This is a genomic window from Opitutia bacterium ISCC 52 (assembly GCA_014529675.2).
In the GTDB taxonomy this organism is placed as follows: Bacteria; Verrucomicrobiota; Verrucomicrobiia; order Opitutales; family UBA2995; genus UBA2995.
On record CP076040.1, the window covers coordinates 1,333,170 to 1,349,704 of the forward strand.

The window sequence follows — 16,535 nt, forward strand, 5'->3', positions numbered from 1 at the left end:
CCACGTGAGTTTACCCGCTGAGGCTAAAGTCGTTTTGCTCGATATTGAAGGAACGACCACTCCCATCGATTTTGTCTACAAGACTCTTTTCCCGTTTGCCCGTGCGCAAATGGAACGGTTCATAAGCGAAAACTTTGAATCTGTATCCGCTTCGATTGATTTGTTAGAAGCTGATCATGCTCAGGAGAAGGAAGAGAATGTGCCTTCCTGGGAACGGAGTCCATCTGCCGCCGCAAGGTATGCGCTTTGGTTAATGGATCAGGATCGGAAGGCGACCGGATTAAAGTCGCTGCAAGGGCTTATCTGGAAAGCGGGTTATGCTTCGTGTGAATTGAAGGCTACGCTCTATGACGATGTAGAGCCCGCGATTCGTCGGTGGCATGAATCAGCTAAGCGTGTTTGTATTTACTCTTCAGGCAGTGTGCTTGCGCAGAAGTTATTATTTGCCCATACGGTAGCCGGCGACCTGACTAGTCAGCTCGAAAATTATTTCGACACGACTACAGGTCCGAAACAAGCGGCGGAAAGCTACCGAAAAATTGCCGAAGCGCTCCATGTAAGTTGTGAAGAGGTCTTCTTCTTATCGGACAGCGTTCCAGAATTAGACGCGGCATCTGAGGCTGGATGTTCGGTTGGCCTCGCGGTGCGAGATGAACTCCCAGAAAATCCTAATGCTTACCCGATCTACAATGATTTTGTAGATCTCTGATGTTCTGACTCTCGGGTAGCGATTAGAGCATCGCCCGGACCATATCGCGCTCGGTACGAAGCTCATCGATGGTCGCATCCAATTTGGACTGACCAAACTCGTTTAGCGGAACGTTCTGAACGATTTCCCATTCATTTCCATCTGTGCGAACAGGGAAGGAAGCAATGAGTCCTTCATCCACGCCATAACTTCCATCGGAGGCCACGCATACGCTGGTCCAATCACCTTCTGGGGTTGGAGTTGTCAGAGAGCGAACGGTGTCTACTACCGCATTTGCTGCAGAAGCTGCCGAAGAAGATCCACGAGCTGCAATGATTGCTGCACCCCGTTTTTGGACGACTGGAATAAAGGTATCTTGTAGCCAGGCTTCATCGCCGATCACCTCAGCTGCGCCGGTACCATTGATCTTGGCATTATAGAAATCCGGATACTGCGTCGCCGAGTGGTTGCCCCAGATAGTCATATTTGAAACGGCGGTGACATTGACTCCCGCCTTTTGGGCGAGCTGAGTTTTGGCGCGGTTTTCGTCTAGACGTGTCATGGCAAACCAGCGATTAGTTGGCACGTCCTTGGCGTTGTTCATGGCAATGAGGCAATTTGTATTACACGGATTACCAACAACCAGAGTGCGTACATCAGAAGCTGCATTATTTTGGATCGCTTGTCCTTGGCCTGTAAAGATGCCTCCGTTGATATTTAACAGATCACCACGTTCCATACCTGGGCCGCGAGGAACACTTCCTACTAGTAGGCACCAGTTTGCTCCGGCGAATCCTTTTTCTGGGCTCAAGGCTGGCTTGATGTCTTTTAGAAGGGGGAACGCGCAGTCGTTCAACTCCATCATTACTCCCTCGAGAGCTTTTTCAGCTTGAGGGATTTCAACCAAGTTTAGAGCAACTGGCTGATCTGCACCAAACATGGATCCGGATGCGATTCTGAAAAGAAGGGAGTAGCCGATTTGTCCGGCCGCTCCAGTAACTGCAACGCGAATGGGTGAGTTCATAGTAATAGTTTTATAGAAGTGGTTATAGAATTATAAGCTGAAGAATCTCTGGCTAATTGCAAGAAATCGGACCAATTAACTGAAACGAGGTGCCAAGCTCGCGTGGAGTTTCGCCAAAGATTCGACAGTGGTTTCCCAATCGATACAGGCATCTGTTATGGATACACCGTGTTGAAGGTCTTCTTTCGGTTGAGGAAATTTTTGATTTCCAGCATTGAGGTTACTTTCGATCATTAGACCTATGATTGAATGATTTCCCTGCTGAATTTGTTCAATGACCGAGTCCACGATTTTGGGTTGATTCTCATGGTTCTTCGCACTGTTGGCGTGGGACGCGTCTACCATGATGGCTTCTTTCAATCCCGCTTTCTGCAAGTCACCTTCATATTTGGAAATATACTCAGCTTCATAGTTTGGCCCAGTTGTTCCGCCGCGTACTACCAGGTGACAGTTCTTATTCCCGCGCGTAGTTACTGCGGACGAGATACCATCTTGGTTAATACCTAAGAAGGTTTGTTCGCCACTGGCTGCCTTAATGGCATTGATGGCAGCAGTCATCGACCCGTCGATACTGTTTTTAAATCCTAAAGGCATGGAGAGACCTGATGCCATTTGCCGGTGAGTTTGGGACTCGGTGGTTCGGGCTCCGATGGCAGACCAGGAGATCAAGTCACTGATATACTGCGGTGTAATGGGATCGAGAAGTTCTGTGGCCGTTGGAACTTCCATCTCGATGAGCTTTGAAAGAAACGAACGTGCCGTTTCCAGTCCCTTTTCAAGATCGCACGAGCCATCTAAATCTGGATCCATGATCAGGCCCTTCCAACCAAGAGAAGTTCTTGGTTTTTCAAAATAGGCGCGCATGACAATGCAGAGACGATCTGAGAGCTCATTAGCAAGGCTCTTCAAACGTGACGCATATTCGATTCCGGCATCTACATCGTGGATAGAGCAGGGGCCGACAACCACCAGGAGTCGTGAGTCATCACCAAAAATGATGTGCTCTATTTCTTCCCGTGATTTAGATACAAATTGTGCCTGATCTTCGGACTTGGGCACTCGATCACGTAACTGCCCTGGGCTGGGAAGTGAAATCGTGCTAAGGACGTTAACGTCAGTAACTTGCGTGTGGTTTGAAACTGGTAGCGATTCTGAGCTCATGGGATTCTTCGGTCTGATGCCGTTCCTGGAAAAATAAAAGGAAGGTTACATACCTGATTCCCGAGGAGTTCCAGCTAAAAAACGCGGATCAGGTGTTCCTTTTCGGTTATCATATAGGGGGCGTCGGGGTAGGGCGGTCATAGGATGGTTTGAGCTAAGCTTAAGCTCATAACGGGGAACCTGGAATCCGAAATTAGCTGAGATAAAGTCCCTCCAAACCACTGGCATTGGATTCCTAAATACCTCGTCTCTGCCATTTAGGCATAAAAAAAGGCAGGATGCCTACCCCTAAGCATCCTGCCATATTCTTCTTCTCAATCAGTTACCCCAAGTCTCCTTATTCAGGAGATGGTGAATTTGAAGATTGCTTTTTTAGCAACAAAGTCAAGTAGGGATTTATAAAAAATGAAATATTTTTCAGAAGCCAGCAATTTAGGAGGTTTTTGAGTATCCTTTAGGATGAGAATAGGTGAATTTCAGAAGCAATGGGCTGTTTACTGCACTCATTATTGTGTCTGACCAAGGATGTTTACAAATTCTACAATCCTGCAAGAAGCCGAATATATAAGGCTTTGGATAATGAAGAGTGAAATCTGCAAGAACTGATTCTCGGTAAATTCGAGATATGCGTACAAAAAAAGGCAGGTTGCCTACCCCTAAGCAACCTGCCATGTTCTTCTTCTTAATCAGTTACCCCAAGTCTCCTTATTCAGGAGATTGTTCTTATGAAGGTTGCTAAATTAGCAACACATGTCAACTGTTATTCTAACTTTTTATTTACGCTAAATGTTACCTGAATTGACCACCAATGGTTACCACGTTTTTCATCCGTTTTCCTGGGTTTTGGCCGAGGGAGAGGACGCTCACGAATTCTTGCAAAGTCAGTTCAGTAATGACCTTTCTGGACTTGAGATAGGAGCTGCTTGCTATGGACTCTGGCTGGATCAAAAAGGCAAAGTTCATGGAGACAGCCAGATTATCCGAGACGGTGAGGAGCGCTTTTATATTTTCAGCTACTTCACCAAAGCGGATGATCTGATTGAAAAGTTGGAAACATTTATCGTAGCGGATGATGTTGAGCTCGAGAATTTGGGATCCGATGTAACTGGAGTTTCGTTGTTGGGATCCTCAATTGAGGAACTTGACGCATTAGATCCTGGTTCAATCTCGGAAATGGACCTGATTCGCCTCCCTGGAAGAAGAAGCTCACGACCTTCGTCGGATATCGTTTTGCCAAAGGAGAATTTGCAAAAACTGATCGATTTGATTCAGCGGGGATGTTCGGTTTCCGAATTGGATGAATCGATGATGGAAGGAGAAAGGATTCTTCATCGTATTCCGCGAGTTCCTAACGACATAGGGCCAAATGAATTGCCACAGGAAGGACGATTGGAAAATGAAGGGGTGAGTTTCACTAAAGGCTGTTATTTAGGGCAGGAAGTCATGTCGCGACTTCACTCGATGGGACAAGTTAGAAGATTGGTACAATTAATTGAATCGGCGGATGCTATACCGTCTGGAGATTTTCTATATCATAAAGGGAAGAAAGTAGGGGTAGCCAAAACTTCTTTTGAGTTTGAAGAGCGTTTTTTCGGGTTGGCATTGGTAGCCAATATTGTGCCCGATCAATCTACGCTTCAGTTTGGTGATGGAAATGCTTCCGTGAAGGTTTATCACGCTGATGCCAATCATGGATAAAACCGAGGAGCAACTTATCGATTTCTTCAGAAGTTCTGGGGCGAATGAAGCTCAATCGAAGGTCATGGCCAAGCAAATGATCAAGCGAGCGGCTCAGTTGTCTGAGGAGCGAGGTTGGTCTGATGTGGAGGCCATGCAGCATCTTTTAAAACTCTTCGTAGAGGCTCAGCAGGGCTAGTTCATTTTCGCTTTCTTCCAAATCACCCGGAAGTCCTTTATTTATTAGGTTTTTGGAGTGATTTATGGGTTGACGGTGGAAAATTAATCACCTTCGTTAATCTGCTTTATACCTTAATCCTGGGGCTTTGAAAGGCTGCCTGTTGCAGCTCTGAGAAGTTCCTAATTATCAAAAGCCAAAATACCAAAAATATAAGCCTGGATGAATAAAGCTGAACTTATTCTCAACGTCCAAAAAAGCCTCGGCGGGGACACATCAAAAGCACAAGCAGAAAGAGCTATCGACGCAGTTCTTGACGCAGTAAAAGCTGGCATCAAGTCAGCTGGCAAAGAGGTGAAAATGAAGGGCGACGCTTCTAGCGCCGTTGCTGTTCAACTCGTTGGCTTCGGAACTTTTTCCGTAGCTCGTCGCAATGCCCGTTCTGGTGTAAACCCAGCCACTGGCGAAAAGATCAAAATTAAAGCCTCTAAAGGCGTGAAGTTCAAGCCAGGCGCAGGTCTCAAAGGACTCCTGTAATTGGATTTTAATTACTTCTATAAGAACCCGTGGCGATTTCATCGTTACGGGTTTTTTTTATTTCAAAACTTCCATGCCTCCTAATACTGGCCGCATGATTGATCAGGTCCGCGAACTATTTAGAACGAGCTTTGGAGAGGAGCCTACTGTGATTGCTCGTGCTCCAGGTCGTATTGAGTTTGTAGGTAACCATACCGATTACAACGGAGGCGATGTACTGGGGGTTGCAGTAGAACAGGGGATTGTTCTGGCCGTGCGCAAACGTACTGATCGATTGGTAAAAGGAGTGAGCCACAGTATAGAGACGGCCTTTGAATATTCGTTGGATAATCTTGAAACGCGGCCTAAAGAATCCAGCTGGTCGCGTTATCCCTTGGGAGTTGTGTGGGCAATTCAGGAGCATGGGCTCAAGTTCGAGCAGGGATTTGATTTTGCAGTCATATCCAATGTCCCCAGTGGAGCGGGAATGAGTAGTAGTGCTGCGCTGGAACTCGCCACTGCCTATGCTGTTCTTGAAGAATCTATTCACGAATTCTCACGAAAAGATATTGTTAGAATATGTAGGTATGCAGAAAATCATTACGTGGGTGTTCCTTGTGGGATTCTTGATCAAGGGGTTTCAGGATTCGGAAAGAAAGATCACTTGGTCTTTATTGATTGTAAGAATGAGTCCTTTGAGAATGTACCCATTCCACCGAATACTCACTTCTGGATCTTTAATACCGATGTGAAGCACAGTTTAATTGATTCACTTTATTCCGAACGTTTTTCAGAGTGCGGCGAAGGCTTCGAGGTCGCCAAGAGTTTACACCCTAATATCGAATGTTTGGTCGATTATCCGCTCAATGAACTAGATTCACTCGGGGAGCACTTGGGGAGTAACCCGTATCGTCGGGTAAATCATGTGCTGAATGAAAATCAGCGAGTAAAAGATGTTGTGAAGCTATTGGGTGAGCCTGAAGTAGACCTACATGTCACGGGCAGGTTCTTATTTGATTCGCATGCTAGCTCACGAGACCTCTTTAGAAATAGCACGGAAGAGTTGGATTATTTGGTATCTCTATTAGAAGGCTACGATCAAGTCTTCGGAGCTCGTCTGACAGGTGGTGGTTTTGGGGGAGCTGTTATGGCTTGGACCTCGGCAGGTTTTTCAGAAACCGATGCGAATGCGGTAAGCTGTAAGTATGAGCGGCGGTTTGGTCATCCTGCCCGCATCATACATTGCGAGAGTGGTGATGGCGCCCATATTACCTGGAAGGAATCGAGTCCCTAGCATTTTCTTTTCGTGACCAGGTGCGGTATCTTATGAAGATACTTTTTTCGACCTGCAGCGGGCAATTGATTCTAGAACTGGAAACTTATTCGGGGAAATGGCTTAAGTTGTTTCCTGTCCGTCGGGACCTGAAAATACTACTGAGTCAAAACCCAGCTGAATTGCCCAAAGTAATCATCCACCATGGGTCCTAGGTAGAGGTAGTAAAGAAGGCTTCCTGCGGCCAACATCGGTCCAAACGGGATCTCTCTCCCAATCATGCCTTCGTCATCCTCACTCGTTTTCTTCTTAGGAGTTACCAGCTTGATAAGCTGAATGATCATGATTGCGATAGTGCCCAGAACGGCTCCTCCAAAGAGACCGAAGATGGCACCTTGCCAACCGCAAAAGGCACCTATGGCTCCCATAAGTTTTACGTCTCCAAAGCCTAAGGCTTCTTTTTTTAGTACCAGCTCCGCAAGGATCATTATCCAAAGAATGATCGCTGATCCTATCAGTGCACCTTGGATGGCAGTAAACGCCCCCTGGATACCTGCTAGAAGGGCGTGTTCTGTTTGGATATGGTGTATGCTTGGTACGAGGGCAGATAAAATGATCCCGATAATAAGGCCACCGATAGAAAAACGATTGGGAATGATCATATGGTCCAGATCGATGAATGTGGTCGCAACCAATATTGAGATCCAAACCATACCCGCGATAGCTGCTGGAGCTGGTAGTAACAGCCAGGATGCTAGAAACAGCACCCCCGTCAGAAATTCTATGGCTGGGTAACGAATGCTGAAAGGGGCACCACAGCACGCAGCTTTTCCCCTTAGAACTATCCAAGCCAAGATGGGGACGTTTCTATGAAATGGAATCGGAGTGCCACAAGCTCCACACCTTGAAGGTGGGTGGGCGATAGAAAGTCCTTCGGGTATCCGATAAATACATACGTTTAAAAAACTGCCGATGCAGGCGCCCAGACCAAAGCTGAGGATGGGGAAGAACCAGGGAGCTATAGATTCAATCGAGTCAATGTATTCCTGCATGGATTAAGTTGGGTTAAGTCCGGCCCTGGCGGCGTCGAACATTGTCTTGGCGGATGGGTTTTTTTGAGTCCAGATACTAAGGGATCTTTCGCCTTGATAAGCAAGCATACCCAGCCCATTTGTTGCCTGCATTCCTAGAGATTCAGCTTCTTTTAACAAAGCTGTCCTGGCTGGATTGTAAATCATATCGAAGACCAACGTCGAAGCGGGCAAATTACTTAGATCAGCAGGGGTAGGGTCTTCTGGCTTCAGTCCCAAAGAAGTAGCGTTTATGATCAGGAGTTTGTCTGAAGTGTTTGGCAAGGGTTCACTCAGTTTACAGGTATCTACCGTGGGGCGTTTTCTTAACTTATTGAGGACGCCTTTAATGCTATCAAGTCTCACAATGGTACGATTGGCCAAGGTGAGTGATTGGACTCCGGCTTTTGCACAAGCGATGGCAGCCGCGCGTGCGGCCCCTCCTGCACCGAGCAGAATGACGTCCCTGTCTTGTAACCGAATTTCGAATTCATTCTCAATGGCGGAGGTCATGCCGTAGAGATCGGTGTTATAACCGGTGTATCCATCCGGGGTCCACAACAGCGTATTGCAGGCTTCGGTGAGTTCCACTTCGGATTCGCCGATATTCACCCATTGGGCTGCAAGTATCTTGTGTGGCACTGTTAAATTCAGACCACGGAATCCTTTTTCATAGAACTGCTTGATGGCTGATGCGAGATTATCGGGTGAGACATCAAACTTATAGTAGGTCCAATCAGAGAAAGACGGATTGCTTTTGCTGAGCTCTTCTAATGCTGCGTTGTGCATGGGAGGGCTCAGCGAATGTTTTACCGGATGTCCAAGGACTGCCAAGGAAGTGCCGCTCTTGGGCCATCTTTCCAAGTCTTCTATCGCGTAGAGTTTGCTGCTAGATAGATCGTTTTTCAAAATGAGCTTCAAACTCCGTCACAAACGATTGATACAGGTCGGCTTTGTCGTCTTCGAAAAGCAAGCGATACTGGTGAGCCAGGTTGCGGCAGCATCTGCAAAGGACCGTTCCCACGGGACAAGGCCCGAAATGCCCGAGGTCTGCTTCCAATTCGTTTACATCTAAGAAGCGTAATAGATCTTCGAGTGACCTGAAGACTCCGTTTTCAAATACATCAATAAAGAACGGTTCCACTTCCAGATAACAACCGACCATAAAGCGTCCCGGTATGGCGACGGGTTCCAGTTCTAGTTCCAAACGACGAGCGACCATCAGGTAAACGATGGAAAGGCTAATCGGTAGTCCCTTGCGCGTTTCAAAAAGCGTGTGGATAAAGGTGTTATCTGGGTTATCAAAATCTGATCGGTTCCCTGTAAAACCATACTCGTGGAAAATGACTCGGTTGAGAATGCGGCAACGATCTCTTGGGCCCAGGGGAGAGGTAAATAGTGTCTGGCAACGAAGTGTCATTTCGTCCAATCGCTCCATAAAGTCCGTGATCTTAATCTCAGGATCTTCAGTTCGACTAAGTAAAAAATACCCGGACTCCAGCTCGTAATTCATCGACTTGATGAAGCGGCTGAACATATTATTGGGCGAATCCTTATCCAGAGTCTCCAGAACTGCGATGGCATGCTTTCTCAGCTCGAGATCACTGCCTTTGCAGAGTTCGTTCAGAAATGCACGGCCCGCCGTTCCGTGGGAAACCAGTTCATCAATTAAGGCATTCCGCACCGAAGGTGATGGGTCATCTAAAAGGCCCGCAATTGCTTTTAAACGGGCAGCAGTATCCGTTGGGATGGGCACTGTGTAAGTTGGGTAAAAGGATTAAAAACTGTCTCCACAATTCGCTTTGTAGAGGAAAAGTCAAACCGGCCTTTGCCCAAATAACGCTGACCCGACTCGAATGCAGGTACTCCCGGCTGCGATAGCGGCTTCCAGATCTCCAGACATTCCCATCGAAAGTTCCGGTAGCGGTTTGCCTGTTTTCTCTGAGAGTTGGTCTCGAAGCTTCCGTAGATTTTCGAATGCGGCTGTTGCCCTTTCCAGGGTGGCAGGAAGGGGAGCGATGGTCATTAAGCCCTCTATCTTGAGAGCCCCCATATTGAGGATTTGCTCTAAGGCTCCCTCGGTTTCAGCCGTATTGAAGCCGAATTTGCCAGGATCTTCTCCGGTATTGACCTGCAGGAGAATCGGGAGCTCCTTGCCGATTTCCTCTGAAAAACGATTGAGCCTCCGTGCCAGTTTGACGGAATCGACACTTTGAATCGCGTCGAAGTGCTGTACGGCTAATTGAGCTTTGTTAGATTGTAAGTGGCCGATGAGTTCCCAACGAGCATCGAAAGTGGCCCTTTGAATCTTATCTGCCGCCTCCTGAATCCGATTTTCTCCTAACAATGATAAACCCGCTTGGACCGCCGAGGCTGCTATCTCAAGTGGAAATCGTTTGGTAACAGCCATCAGTTTCACCGCTTCTCGGGGGCGATTGCAGTGGCGGCAAGCAGCTTCGATACGCTCGTTTAGAGTGCTCAGGTTCTTGGTTAAAGAATGGCTAAGATGATCCATAAGAATTACTTTAAAAAGATTTGCTTATTAATTAGAAACAGTTATAGCTTAAATCATGCATATCGAAAACCTGAAGATCTTTTCCGATCTTGTAGAAAGCCAAAGTTTCTCTAAAGCAGCAAAACTGAATTCGATTACCCAATCTGCGGTGAGTCAACAGCTACGGGCGATGGAAAAGCACTTTAGTATTCTGATCATCGATCGAAGCCAAAAGCAGTTTAGGCTCACTCGTGAAGGGCAAAAGCTCTATGACTCGGCTAAGGAGATCCTGCATCGCTATGAGAAGCTTATCAGTGAGTTGCAGGAGATGAAAAAGATCATCAGTGGGAATATACATATCTCGACTATTTATTCGATTGGTCTGCACGAACTGCCTCCTTACATCAAAAACTTCCTGCAAAAATACCCTTCGGTAAACGTGCGCGTTGAGTATCGACGGTCCAACCTTGTTTACGAAGATATCCTTCATAATTCAGTGGATTTAGGGCTCGTTGCATTTCCAAACCAGATGCGTCAATTGGAGGTGATCCCGTTCCGAGAGGACGAACTCGTTCTCATTTGTCACCCTGGGCACGAATTGGCGAAGCAAGCTGAGGTAGCAATTGAAGATTTGAGGGACTGCAAAGTGATCGGCTTCGATCAGGATATTCCTACCAGAAAGGCTACTGATAGCATTTTTCGCGACCATCAGCTCGATTTGGAGCCGATCATGGAATTCGATAATATCGAGACGGTTAAACGGGCTGTTGAGATTGATGCCGGCGTGGCCATTGTGCCTCAGGCAACGGTACTTCAAGAGATTAAGCAGGGAACCATTCGCAGGGTAGGTCTAAAAGGCGGTAACTTCACTAGGCCCTTAGCTGTGATTCACCGGAAGGGGCGTGTACTTACACCTGCTATGAAGAAGTTCATCGAAATGCTGACGGGAGTAACTGCAGAAAAGGAAGAAGAAAAGAAGTAGACCTCGCGGTAGGATGAAGTGTCTTTAAAAAAAGGGCCTGGCAAAACCCCAGATGCCAAGCCCCCTTAATTTCTAACTTATGTACTACTACCTAACACATTTGTGTGGCGAACAACCACAACATGACTACAAACTTCTATTGTGTGTCTTCTAGCATCCGTGATGCCAATTTCACGGAAACGTAGAATCATTTCTATTTTTTACTGCGAATCAGATTTGGATAAACCTGAGACCTCGATCGCATGATCAATAATTCCTACTAGAGCATCTAGCTGCGGAAAAATGTACAGCTTCTGTTCGACCAAGCATAGAAAAATTCTTTCTTTTCCTGCCTTGATGACCTAGACCTGATTGTATGCCCACTGATCCGTTACTAGAAGTTAAGAACCTGCGCATAGTATTTGAGTCTCGCTCAGGACAAAACGAAGCGGTCAGAGGAGTCGATTTCACCTTAAATGCGGGAGAGACCCTCGCGGTAGTAGGAGAGAGTGGTAGTGGGAAATCAGTTACAGCGCTTTCACTATCTAAACTATTGCCGGGACCACCTGCCTGCCAGGTCAGTGGAAGTATCCAGCTGGAAGGAAAGGACATACTATCGCTGCCAGAGAAGGAGCTGTTGTCCGTCCGGGGAAAAGAAATCGCATATATTTTTCAGGAGCCTTCTACTTCATTGAATCCCTTCTTTTCCGTTGGCTATCAAATCGCAGAAGCCATCAAGCTGCACCGTCCCGAAGTGAAGGATGTGAAAGCTGAAGTGATTAATGCCCTCGACCTGGTTGGGATTCGGATGCCCGAAAAGCGATATAAGGATTATCCACACCAATTGAGTGGGGGAATGCAGCAGCGCGTCATGATTGCGATGGGACTCAGTTGCCACCCAAAGGTCTTAGTCGCTGACGAACCTACGACTGCTTTGGACGTGACCATTCAGGCTCAAATCATGGATTTGATGCAGGACCTGAAAGAGAAGCTCAATATGTCCATTATTCTCATCACTCACAATTTTGGTATCGTCGACGGTTTTGCGGACAAGCTGATCGTTATGTATCGTGGGAAAATTGTTGAAGCTGGAGAGACGACTCAGGTGCTTTCCAATCCTCAACATCCTTACACGCGCGCACTGATTGCCTGTATACCAAAATTGGGCGGGAATCGCGAACGACTTGAAACCATCGACCATAGCAAGCTTGCCGGTTAATCTATGTCTCTCATCGAAGTAAAAGATCTCAAAGTTCACTTCCCCATTCAGGAAGGATTTTTTTCGAAAACGAAACAGTTTGTTAAAGCCGTAGACGGCGTGTCCTTCAAAATTGAGAAGGGATCCACCGTGGGTTTAGTAGGCGAAAGTGGTAGTGGCAAAAGTACTATCGGCAAAACGATTGTTCGGCTGAATGTACCTACGGCTGGGGATATCCACTATCAGGGGCAGTCCATCATGAGTCTGGGTGAGAGTGAATTCTTTCCTTACCGGAAAAAGATTCAGATGATCTTTCAAGATCCCTACAATTCACTGAATCCTCGGATGACGGTATCCGGAATCATCAGCGAGCCGCTGGACATTCATTTCCCGGATATGAGTCCTTCCGTAAAAGACGATAAGATCGCAGAGCTATTGGTCAAAGTGGGCCTTCAGGCTGATCACCGAAATCGTTACCCTCACCAATTTAGTGGTGGGCAACGACAGCGTATCGGAATTGCTCGCGCTCTTTCCGTAGAACCCGACTTCATCATCTGTGACGAAGCGGTCAGTGCCTTGGATGTATCCGTTCAGGCGCAAATCATTAATCTGCTACAGGACGTGCAGGAAGAATACGACCTTACCTATCTCTTCATCGCTCACGACCTGGCAGTCGTCGAACACATCAGCGACTTTGTTCTGGTCATGAGTCAGGGGGAAATCGTGGAGCAGGCCACGGCCGATGAGATCTACGCCAATCCACAAGATCCCTACACCCAGAAACTCCTGAATGCCATTCCCAAAATGCCGACCATCAATGCTGTGGGGCTGGGCTAAGTTATACCTCTTAATTCGTTTATGAGCGTCTCCTTGGAGCCTTTAATTGAAAAACCGTTGGTCGATCCAGCACTCTTTGCATTGGATCCGAATCTGGTCTTTCTAAACCACGGATCATTCGGCGCCTGTCCGCATGAAGTATTGGCTTATCAATCGGAATTGAGACAGCGCATGGAGCGACAGCCCGTCCATTTCTTCCAGCGCGAAATGGAAGCTCTCCTGGATGAAGCAAGGTCTGCGGTGAGTGAGTTTGTGGGTTGCGATTCTGACGACCTGGTTTTCGTGGCCAATGCGACTTCTGGTGTGAATACAATACTGCGATCCATTCCCTTTGAACCTGGCGATGAGCTTCTTGTATCCAATCACGAATACAATGCCTGCCGGAATGCGATTCATTTCGTGGCGGACCAATGTGGAGCCAAGGTGATTACCATAGACATCCCGTTTCCCATCGCTTCCGAAGATGAAGTGGTGGAAGCTGTCATGAATTGCGTAACTGAAAAAACGCGACTTTTACTTATCGATCACGTGACCAGTCAGACGGGCCTTGTGCTCCCGATTAAACGAATCATTGACCTGCTTGAGGAGAAGGGAATCGAAACCTTGATTGATGGTGCGCATGCACCCGGAATGATTCCGCTCAACTTAAAAGAGTTGGGGGCGACCTACTATACGGGAAACTGTCATAAATGGATATGTGCACCCAAGAGTGCAGCATTACTATATATTCGTAAGGTTAAACAGCAGCAAATACGTCCATTATCCATCAGTCATGGAGCCAATTCACCCCGCACCGACCGTTCCCGTTTACAGATCGAATTTGCTTGGATGGGGACTCGTGATCCAACTTCCGCTCTGAGTGTTCCTTTTGTCATTAATTACCTCAATGACATCGTTCCTGGTGGATGGCCGGCCTTAATGGACCGCAATCGACGACTGGCTCTCAAAGCACGCCGAATCTATTGCGATTCTTACAATGCCCCGATGCCGTCACCGGACAGCATGATAGGTTCACTTGTTTCTATTCCTATCTTCGACTCTCGTGCTCCCAAACCTATTGAGAACTATTTGTATTTGGATCACTGGCAATACGAGCTGATTAAGCGTAGCTCAATTGAAGTACCTATTCTTGCATGGCCCGCGTTTCCCAGGCGTCTGGTTCGGTTTTCCTGCCAAGCCTACAATTTCTTGTCCCAATACGAACTCTTGGGAGAGGCGATCAAGGAACTGGTAGACGATCAGTTCGTAGAGTAGCACAGGCATCTTGCCTGTGTTTTATTCAAAGTCGTCCCGTCTCTTCAGAGTAAACCGGGAGGAAGTCCCATCCTTCATTCTGTAGGGTCGTTCATTCTGACACCCGACACCTATTCACTTTGCCTAATCCTTTGGCGAAGCAGCTACTCTACCAACCTCCCATGCTTTCTCAGAAGCTCTTGCACCTCCTCATGTGGCAACGCCATTACGGTGTGGTCATCTCGCCCGGTCATGGTTTCAGCTGCAACTAATGCATTGATGATGGCTTCTTCGGTTGCCAAGGCCACGGCTGAAAAGAGACCACTGATATGGTCGTTTGAAAGTGCGCTGACCAGAGCCACACCGTCCTCGGTGCTTTTCGTTTCCGCATTGGCGGTGGAAAAGGCTATGAAAATATCGCCGGATCCGTTGCCGGAGGTTGAACCGGTTCGTGCCACCCCCAGACTCACACGGGTGGCCATGCGCTTGAGTTGCACGGGCAGCAGGGGTGCATCAGTGGCCACAACAGCGATGATGGAGCCCGTTTCCTCGTAGAGATCTCTTCCATCCGTGTAGGGCGCATGATCGGTGAGTGTTTGTCCGATTGGTATACCTCCTATGAGTAGCTGATGGCGTCTTCCAAAATTAGCTTGTACTAAAACACCCACCGTAAAGGTACCCGCTCCGGTCTTCATGATGCGCGAAGCGGTCCCGGTGCCTCCTTTAAATTCGTAACAGACCATGCCCGTTCCTCCGCCTACATTGCCTTCACGGATGACACCCCCTTGTGCTGACTCAATCGCCTCCGCCACGTGTTCGTAACCCACATGAAATCCATTGATGTCATTCAAGTAACCATCCCAGGTTTCGCCTACAACCGGTAGCGACCAGGTGGTGTTGTAGGTTCCTTGTTTTACTTGCCACTTGAGGACCGCTTCATGAACCGAGCCGACGGAGTGCGTATTCGTAATCATGACTGGGCCTTCCAGATAACCCGATTCCTCCACCCAGGCCAAGCCAGTCATTTCGCCATTGCCGTTCAGCGCGTAGGATCCCGCAAAAACCGCATCGTCTGGATCACGACCTCTTGGGAATACAGCCGTAACCCCCGTTCGGGCAGGCCCTTCTCCCACCTCAAGCTTACCGTTTCCTTTAATTACCGAGGCATAGCCCACTTCGATACCGGCAACATCCGTGATTGCATTAAGCTCTCCGGGAACTCCTGCGAAAGGAATGCCCAGGTCGCGGGCTCGAGGAGCTGAGTGAAGATAATGAGAGATGAGAAAAGCAACGGTTACCAAAAATGCCGTTCTAGGATGTTTGAGATATGGTTTTATCATGAAGGAAGAATCCAAACTGGAGAGAAACGACTTAGAAGAGTTTTGGGAAATCCTTTTTTAGTTTTTTCAATAAATCTTTCTTGGTGCCCTCGAATAAATACATCTTTCCTCGAATGGCTTTCGTTTCGCCTGGCTCGAGAGGACCCACTCGAATGGACAAGTGCATGCACTTTTAGGGATTGTGGCCTTGAGCGGTTAGGAAATCTTCCCAGACGATGGCCATGGTTTGAGAGCGGTCTTCCGATTCGCGTACCAGTAATCCTCGGTGAGCATTTCGCTTAGAAATTGGCCATTTGTGGTGCCAGACAAACTGATCGTCGTCTCTTTGCTTCTCTCAGCTTTCAATCGCTGGCAACAAGGCTTGGTTAAAATGAATTTCACGTGGGGCATCGCCGGCCAGGAGGTCCAATCCATCTTCGCCGTAAAAGTATGTATGGTCGTGGCTATCGTCCAAAAAGTTCGGGTTGGGAATGGCGTCCGTTCGCTTGGGGCCATCATAGCCAGGATTGAAGCAGGGGATTATAGACGCAATATCCGGCCAGTCACGATCGGTGGTGTTCGTTACCTTTAGGAGAAGTTCCGCTCCATCCTCCACAGCAGTGACACTGAAGTCGAACTAGTCCCCACTGGTTTGAGCGTAGCTTTGGGTCGATACCAGACCCCACTTCCAATCCGCAAGACCGGTGGTGTGTTCTCCTTCATGAACCGCCTCAAACATATTCCATTCATAGAACCACAAGTAGGCAAAGAGATCTTCGACTGTGGGCGATGTGAGTTTTACCCCTCGATCCCAAATGGATAGTTTAATGGTTTCTGCCGTGATGAAGGAGCCCATACAACAGGCGAGTAGGGAAATCAGGATCGTTCGAATCATAAGCTTTGTGA

General features: G+C 47.6%; 18 protein-coding genes. 9 read left to right on the forward strand and 9 right to left on the reverse strand.

The genetic code is table 11. The features are described 5' to 3' along the window. Positions 1–4: 4 nt before the first annotated feature. On the forward strand, positions 5–709 hold the full coding sequence (gene mtnC / locus GA003_05835; protein QXD29489.1) for an acireductone synthase: 705 nt from the start codon (positions 5–7) through the stop codon (positions 707–709). Positions 710–731: 22 nt separating this feature from the next. Here the strand turns inward: mtnC and GA003_05840 are convergent, their stop codons facing one another. Then, complete coding sequence (locus GA003_05840; GenBank protein ID QXD29490.1) at positions 732–1,712, reverse strand: malate dehydrogenase; 981 nt, start codon at positions 1,710–1,712, stop codon at positions 732–734. Between the two features lie 75 nt (positions 1,713–1,787). Beyond that, entirely contained in the window at positions 1,788–2,873 is a 1,086-nt protein-coding gene (locus GA003_05845) for a 3-deoxy-7-phosphoheptulonate synthase (protein QXD29491.1), read from the reverse strand. Between the two features lie 786 nt (positions 2,874–3,659). Here GA003_05845 and GA003_05850 point away from each other — a divergent pair. The 4 genes from GA003_05850 to galK all read left to right on the forward strand — a co-directional run bounded on the left by GA003_05850 (position 3,660) and on the right by galK (position 6,538). Further along, positions 3,660–4,571 (forward strand): hypothetical protein, encoded by a 912-nt coding sequence (locus GA003_05850; protein ID QXD29492.1) that lies wholly within the window; start codon positions 3,660–3,662, stop codon positions 4,569–4,571. Continuing rightward, positions 4,564–4,749 carry a hypothetical protein gene (locus GA003_05855; GenBank protein ID QXD29493.1) on the forward strand — a complete coding sequence of 62 codons (186 nt, stop codon included), beginning with the start codon at positions 4,564–4,566 and terminating at the stop codon, positions 4,747–4,749. The genes GA003_05850 and GA003_05855 overlap by 8 nt, the downstream gene beginning before the upstream one ends. 201 nt (positions 4,750–4,950) lie before the next feature. After that, positions 4,951–5,265: an HU family DNA-binding protein gene (locus tag GA003_05860; GenBank protein QXD29494.1), complete on the forward strand. Its 315-nt coding sequence runs from the start codon at positions 4,951–4,953 to the stop codon at positions 5,263–5,265. Between the two features lie 73 nt (positions 5,266–5,338). Next, a complete protein-coding gene (gene galK / locus GA003_05865) occupies positions 5,339–6,538 on the forward strand; it encodes a galactokinase (GenBank protein QXD29495.1) in 1,200 nt (399 codons plus the stop codon). A gap of 137 nt (positions 6,539–6,675) precedes the next feature. On the opposite strand, the gene GA003_05870 is transcribed toward galK, so the two are convergent. The 4 genes from GA003_05870 to GA003_05885 are packed head-to-tail and all read right to left on the reverse strand — an operon-like array spanning position 6,676 to position 10,102. Further along, a complete protein-coding gene (locus GA003_05870) occupies positions 6,676–7,569 on the reverse strand; it encodes a prepilin peptidase (GenBank protein QXD29496.1) in 894 nt (297 codons plus the stop codon). Positions 7,570–7,572: 3 nt separating this feature from the next. Then, positions 7,573–8,496, reverse strand: a complete 924-nt coding sequence (aroE, locus tag GA003_05875; GenBank protein ID QXD29497.1) for a shikimate dehydrogenase — start codon at positions 8,494–8,496, stop codon at positions 7,573–7,575. Further along, entirely contained in the window at positions 8,477–9,343 is an 867-nt protein-coding gene (locus tag GA003_05880) for a transglutaminase-like domain-containing protein (GenBank protein QXD29498.1), read from the reverse strand. The genes aroE and GA003_05880 overlap by 20 nt, the downstream gene beginning before the upstream one ends. Positions 9,344–9,403: 60 nt before the next feature. Beyond that, positions 9,404–10,102, reverse strand: coding sequence for a YggS family pyridoxal phosphate-dependent enzyme (locus tag GA003_05885; GenBank protein QXD29499.1), 699 nt, complete (start codon positions 10,100–10,102; stop codon positions 9,404–9,406). 55 nt (positions 10,103–10,157) lie between these two features. On the opposite strand from GA003_05885, the gene GA003_05890 reads away from it, so the two are divergent. The 4 genes from GA003_05890 (at position 10,158) to GA003_05905 (ending at position 14,331) form a co-directional block, all read left to right on the forward strand. Then, positions 10,158–11,063 carry a LysR family transcriptional regulator gene (locus tag GA003_05890; protein ID QXD29500.1) on the forward strand — a complete coding sequence of 302 codons (906 nt, stop codon included), beginning with the start codon at positions 10,158–10,160 and terminating at the stop codon, positions 11,061–11,063. 355 nt (positions 11,064–11,418) lie between these two features. Continuing rightward, entirely contained in the window at positions 11,419–12,261 is an 843-nt protein-coding gene (locus GA003_05895; GenBank protein QXD29501.1) for an ABC transporter ATP-binding protein, read from the forward strand. Between the two features lie 3 nt (positions 12,262–12,264). Beyond that, positions 12,265–13,077 carry an ATP-binding cassette domain-containing protein gene (locus GA003_05900; GenBank protein QXD29502.1) on the forward strand — a complete coding sequence of 271 codons (813 nt, stop codon included), beginning with the start codon at positions 12,265–12,267 and terminating at the stop codon, positions 13,075–13,077. A 21-nt stretch (positions 13,078–13,098) separates the two neighbouring features. Next, positions 13,099–14,331, forward strand: coding sequence for an aminotransferase class V-fold PLP-dependent enzyme (locus GA003_05905; protein ID QXD29503.1), 1,233 nt, complete (start codon positions 13,099–13,101; stop codon positions 14,329–14,331). 143 nt (positions 14,332–14,474) lie between these two features. Here the strand turns inward: GA003_05905 and GA003_05910 are convergent, their stop codons facing one another. The 3 genes from GA003_05910 to GA003_05920 all read right to left on the reverse strand — a co-directional run bounded on the left by GA003_05910 (position 14,475) and on the right by GA003_05920 (position 16,524). Then, on the reverse strand, positions 14,475–15,650 hold the full coding sequence (locus tag GA003_05910; GenBank protein QXD29504.1) for a P1 family peptidase: 1,176 nt from the start codon (positions 15,648–15,650) through the stop codon (positions 14,475–14,477). Positions 15,651–15,984: 334 nt separating this feature from the next. Next, positions 15,985–16,245: a hypothetical protein gene (locus GA003_05915; GenBank protein ID QXD29505.1), complete on the reverse strand. Its 261-nt coding sequence runs from the start codon at positions 16,243–16,245 to the stop codon at positions 15,985–15,987. 21 nt (positions 16,246–16,266) lie between these two features. After that, complete coding sequence (locus GA003_05920) at positions 16,267–16,524, reverse strand: hypothetical protein (protein QXD29506.1); 258 nt, start codon at positions 16,522–16,524, stop codon at positions 16,267–16,269. Positions 16,525–16,535 lie beyond the last annotated feature (11 nt).

Excerpts from the sequence above, each read along its gene's own strand:
- GA003_05840 (QXD29490.1), bottom strand. The coding sequence starts at position 1,712 with ATGAACTCACCCATTCGCGTTGCAGTTACTGGAGCGGCCGGACAAATC.
- GA003_05845 (QXD29491.1), bottom strand. The coding sequence starts at position 2,873 with ATGAGCTCAGAATCGCTACCAGTTTCAAACCACACGCAAGTTACTGAC.
- GA003_05850 (QXD29492.1), top strand. The coding sequence starts at position 3,660 with ATGTTACCTGAATTGACCACCAATGGTTACCACGTTTTTCATCCGTTT.
- GA003_05855 (QXD29493.1), top strand. The coding sequence starts at position 4,564 with ATGGATAAAACCGAGGAGCAACTTATCGATTTCTTCAGAAGTTCTGGG.
- GA003_05860 (QXD29494.1), top strand. The coding sequence starts at position 4,951 with ATGAATAAAGCTGAACTTATTCTCAACGTCCAAAAAAGCCTCGGCGGG.
- galK (QXD29495.1), top strand. The coding sequence starts at position 5,339 with ATGCCTCCTAATACTGGCCGCATGATTGATCAGGTCCGCGAACTATTT.
- GA003_05870 (QXD29496.1), bottom strand. The coding sequence starts at position 7,569 with ATGCAGGAATACATTGACTCGATTGAATCTATAGCTCCCTGGTTCTTC.
- GA003_05885 (QXD29499.1), bottom strand. The coding sequence starts at position 10,102 with ATGGATCATCTTAGCCATTCTTTAACCAAGAACCTGAGCACTCTAAAC.
- GA003_05890 (QXD29500.1), top strand. The coding sequence starts at position 10,158 with ATGCATATCGAAAACCTGAAGATCTTTTCCGATCTTGTAGAAAGCCAA.
- GA003_05895 (QXD29501.1), top strand. The coding sequence starts at position 11,419 with ATGCCCACTGATCCGTTACTAGAAGTTAAGAACCTGCGCATAGTATTT.
- GA003_05900 (QXD29502.1), top strand. The coding sequence starts at position 12,265 with ATGTCTCTCATCGAAGTAAAAGATCTCAAAGTTCACTTCCCCATTCAG.
- GA003_05905 (QXD29503.1), top strand. The coding sequence starts at position 13,099 with ATGAGCGTCTCCTTGGAGCCTTTAATTGAAAAACCGTTGGTCGATCCA.
- GA003_05910 (QXD29504.1), bottom strand. The coding sequence starts at position 15,650 with ATGATAAAACCATATCTCAAACATCCTAGAACGGCATTTTTGGTAACC.
- GA003_05920 (QXD29506.1), bottom strand. The coding sequence starts at position 16,524 with ATGATTCGAACGATCCTGATTTCCCTACTCGCCTGTTGTATGGGCTCC.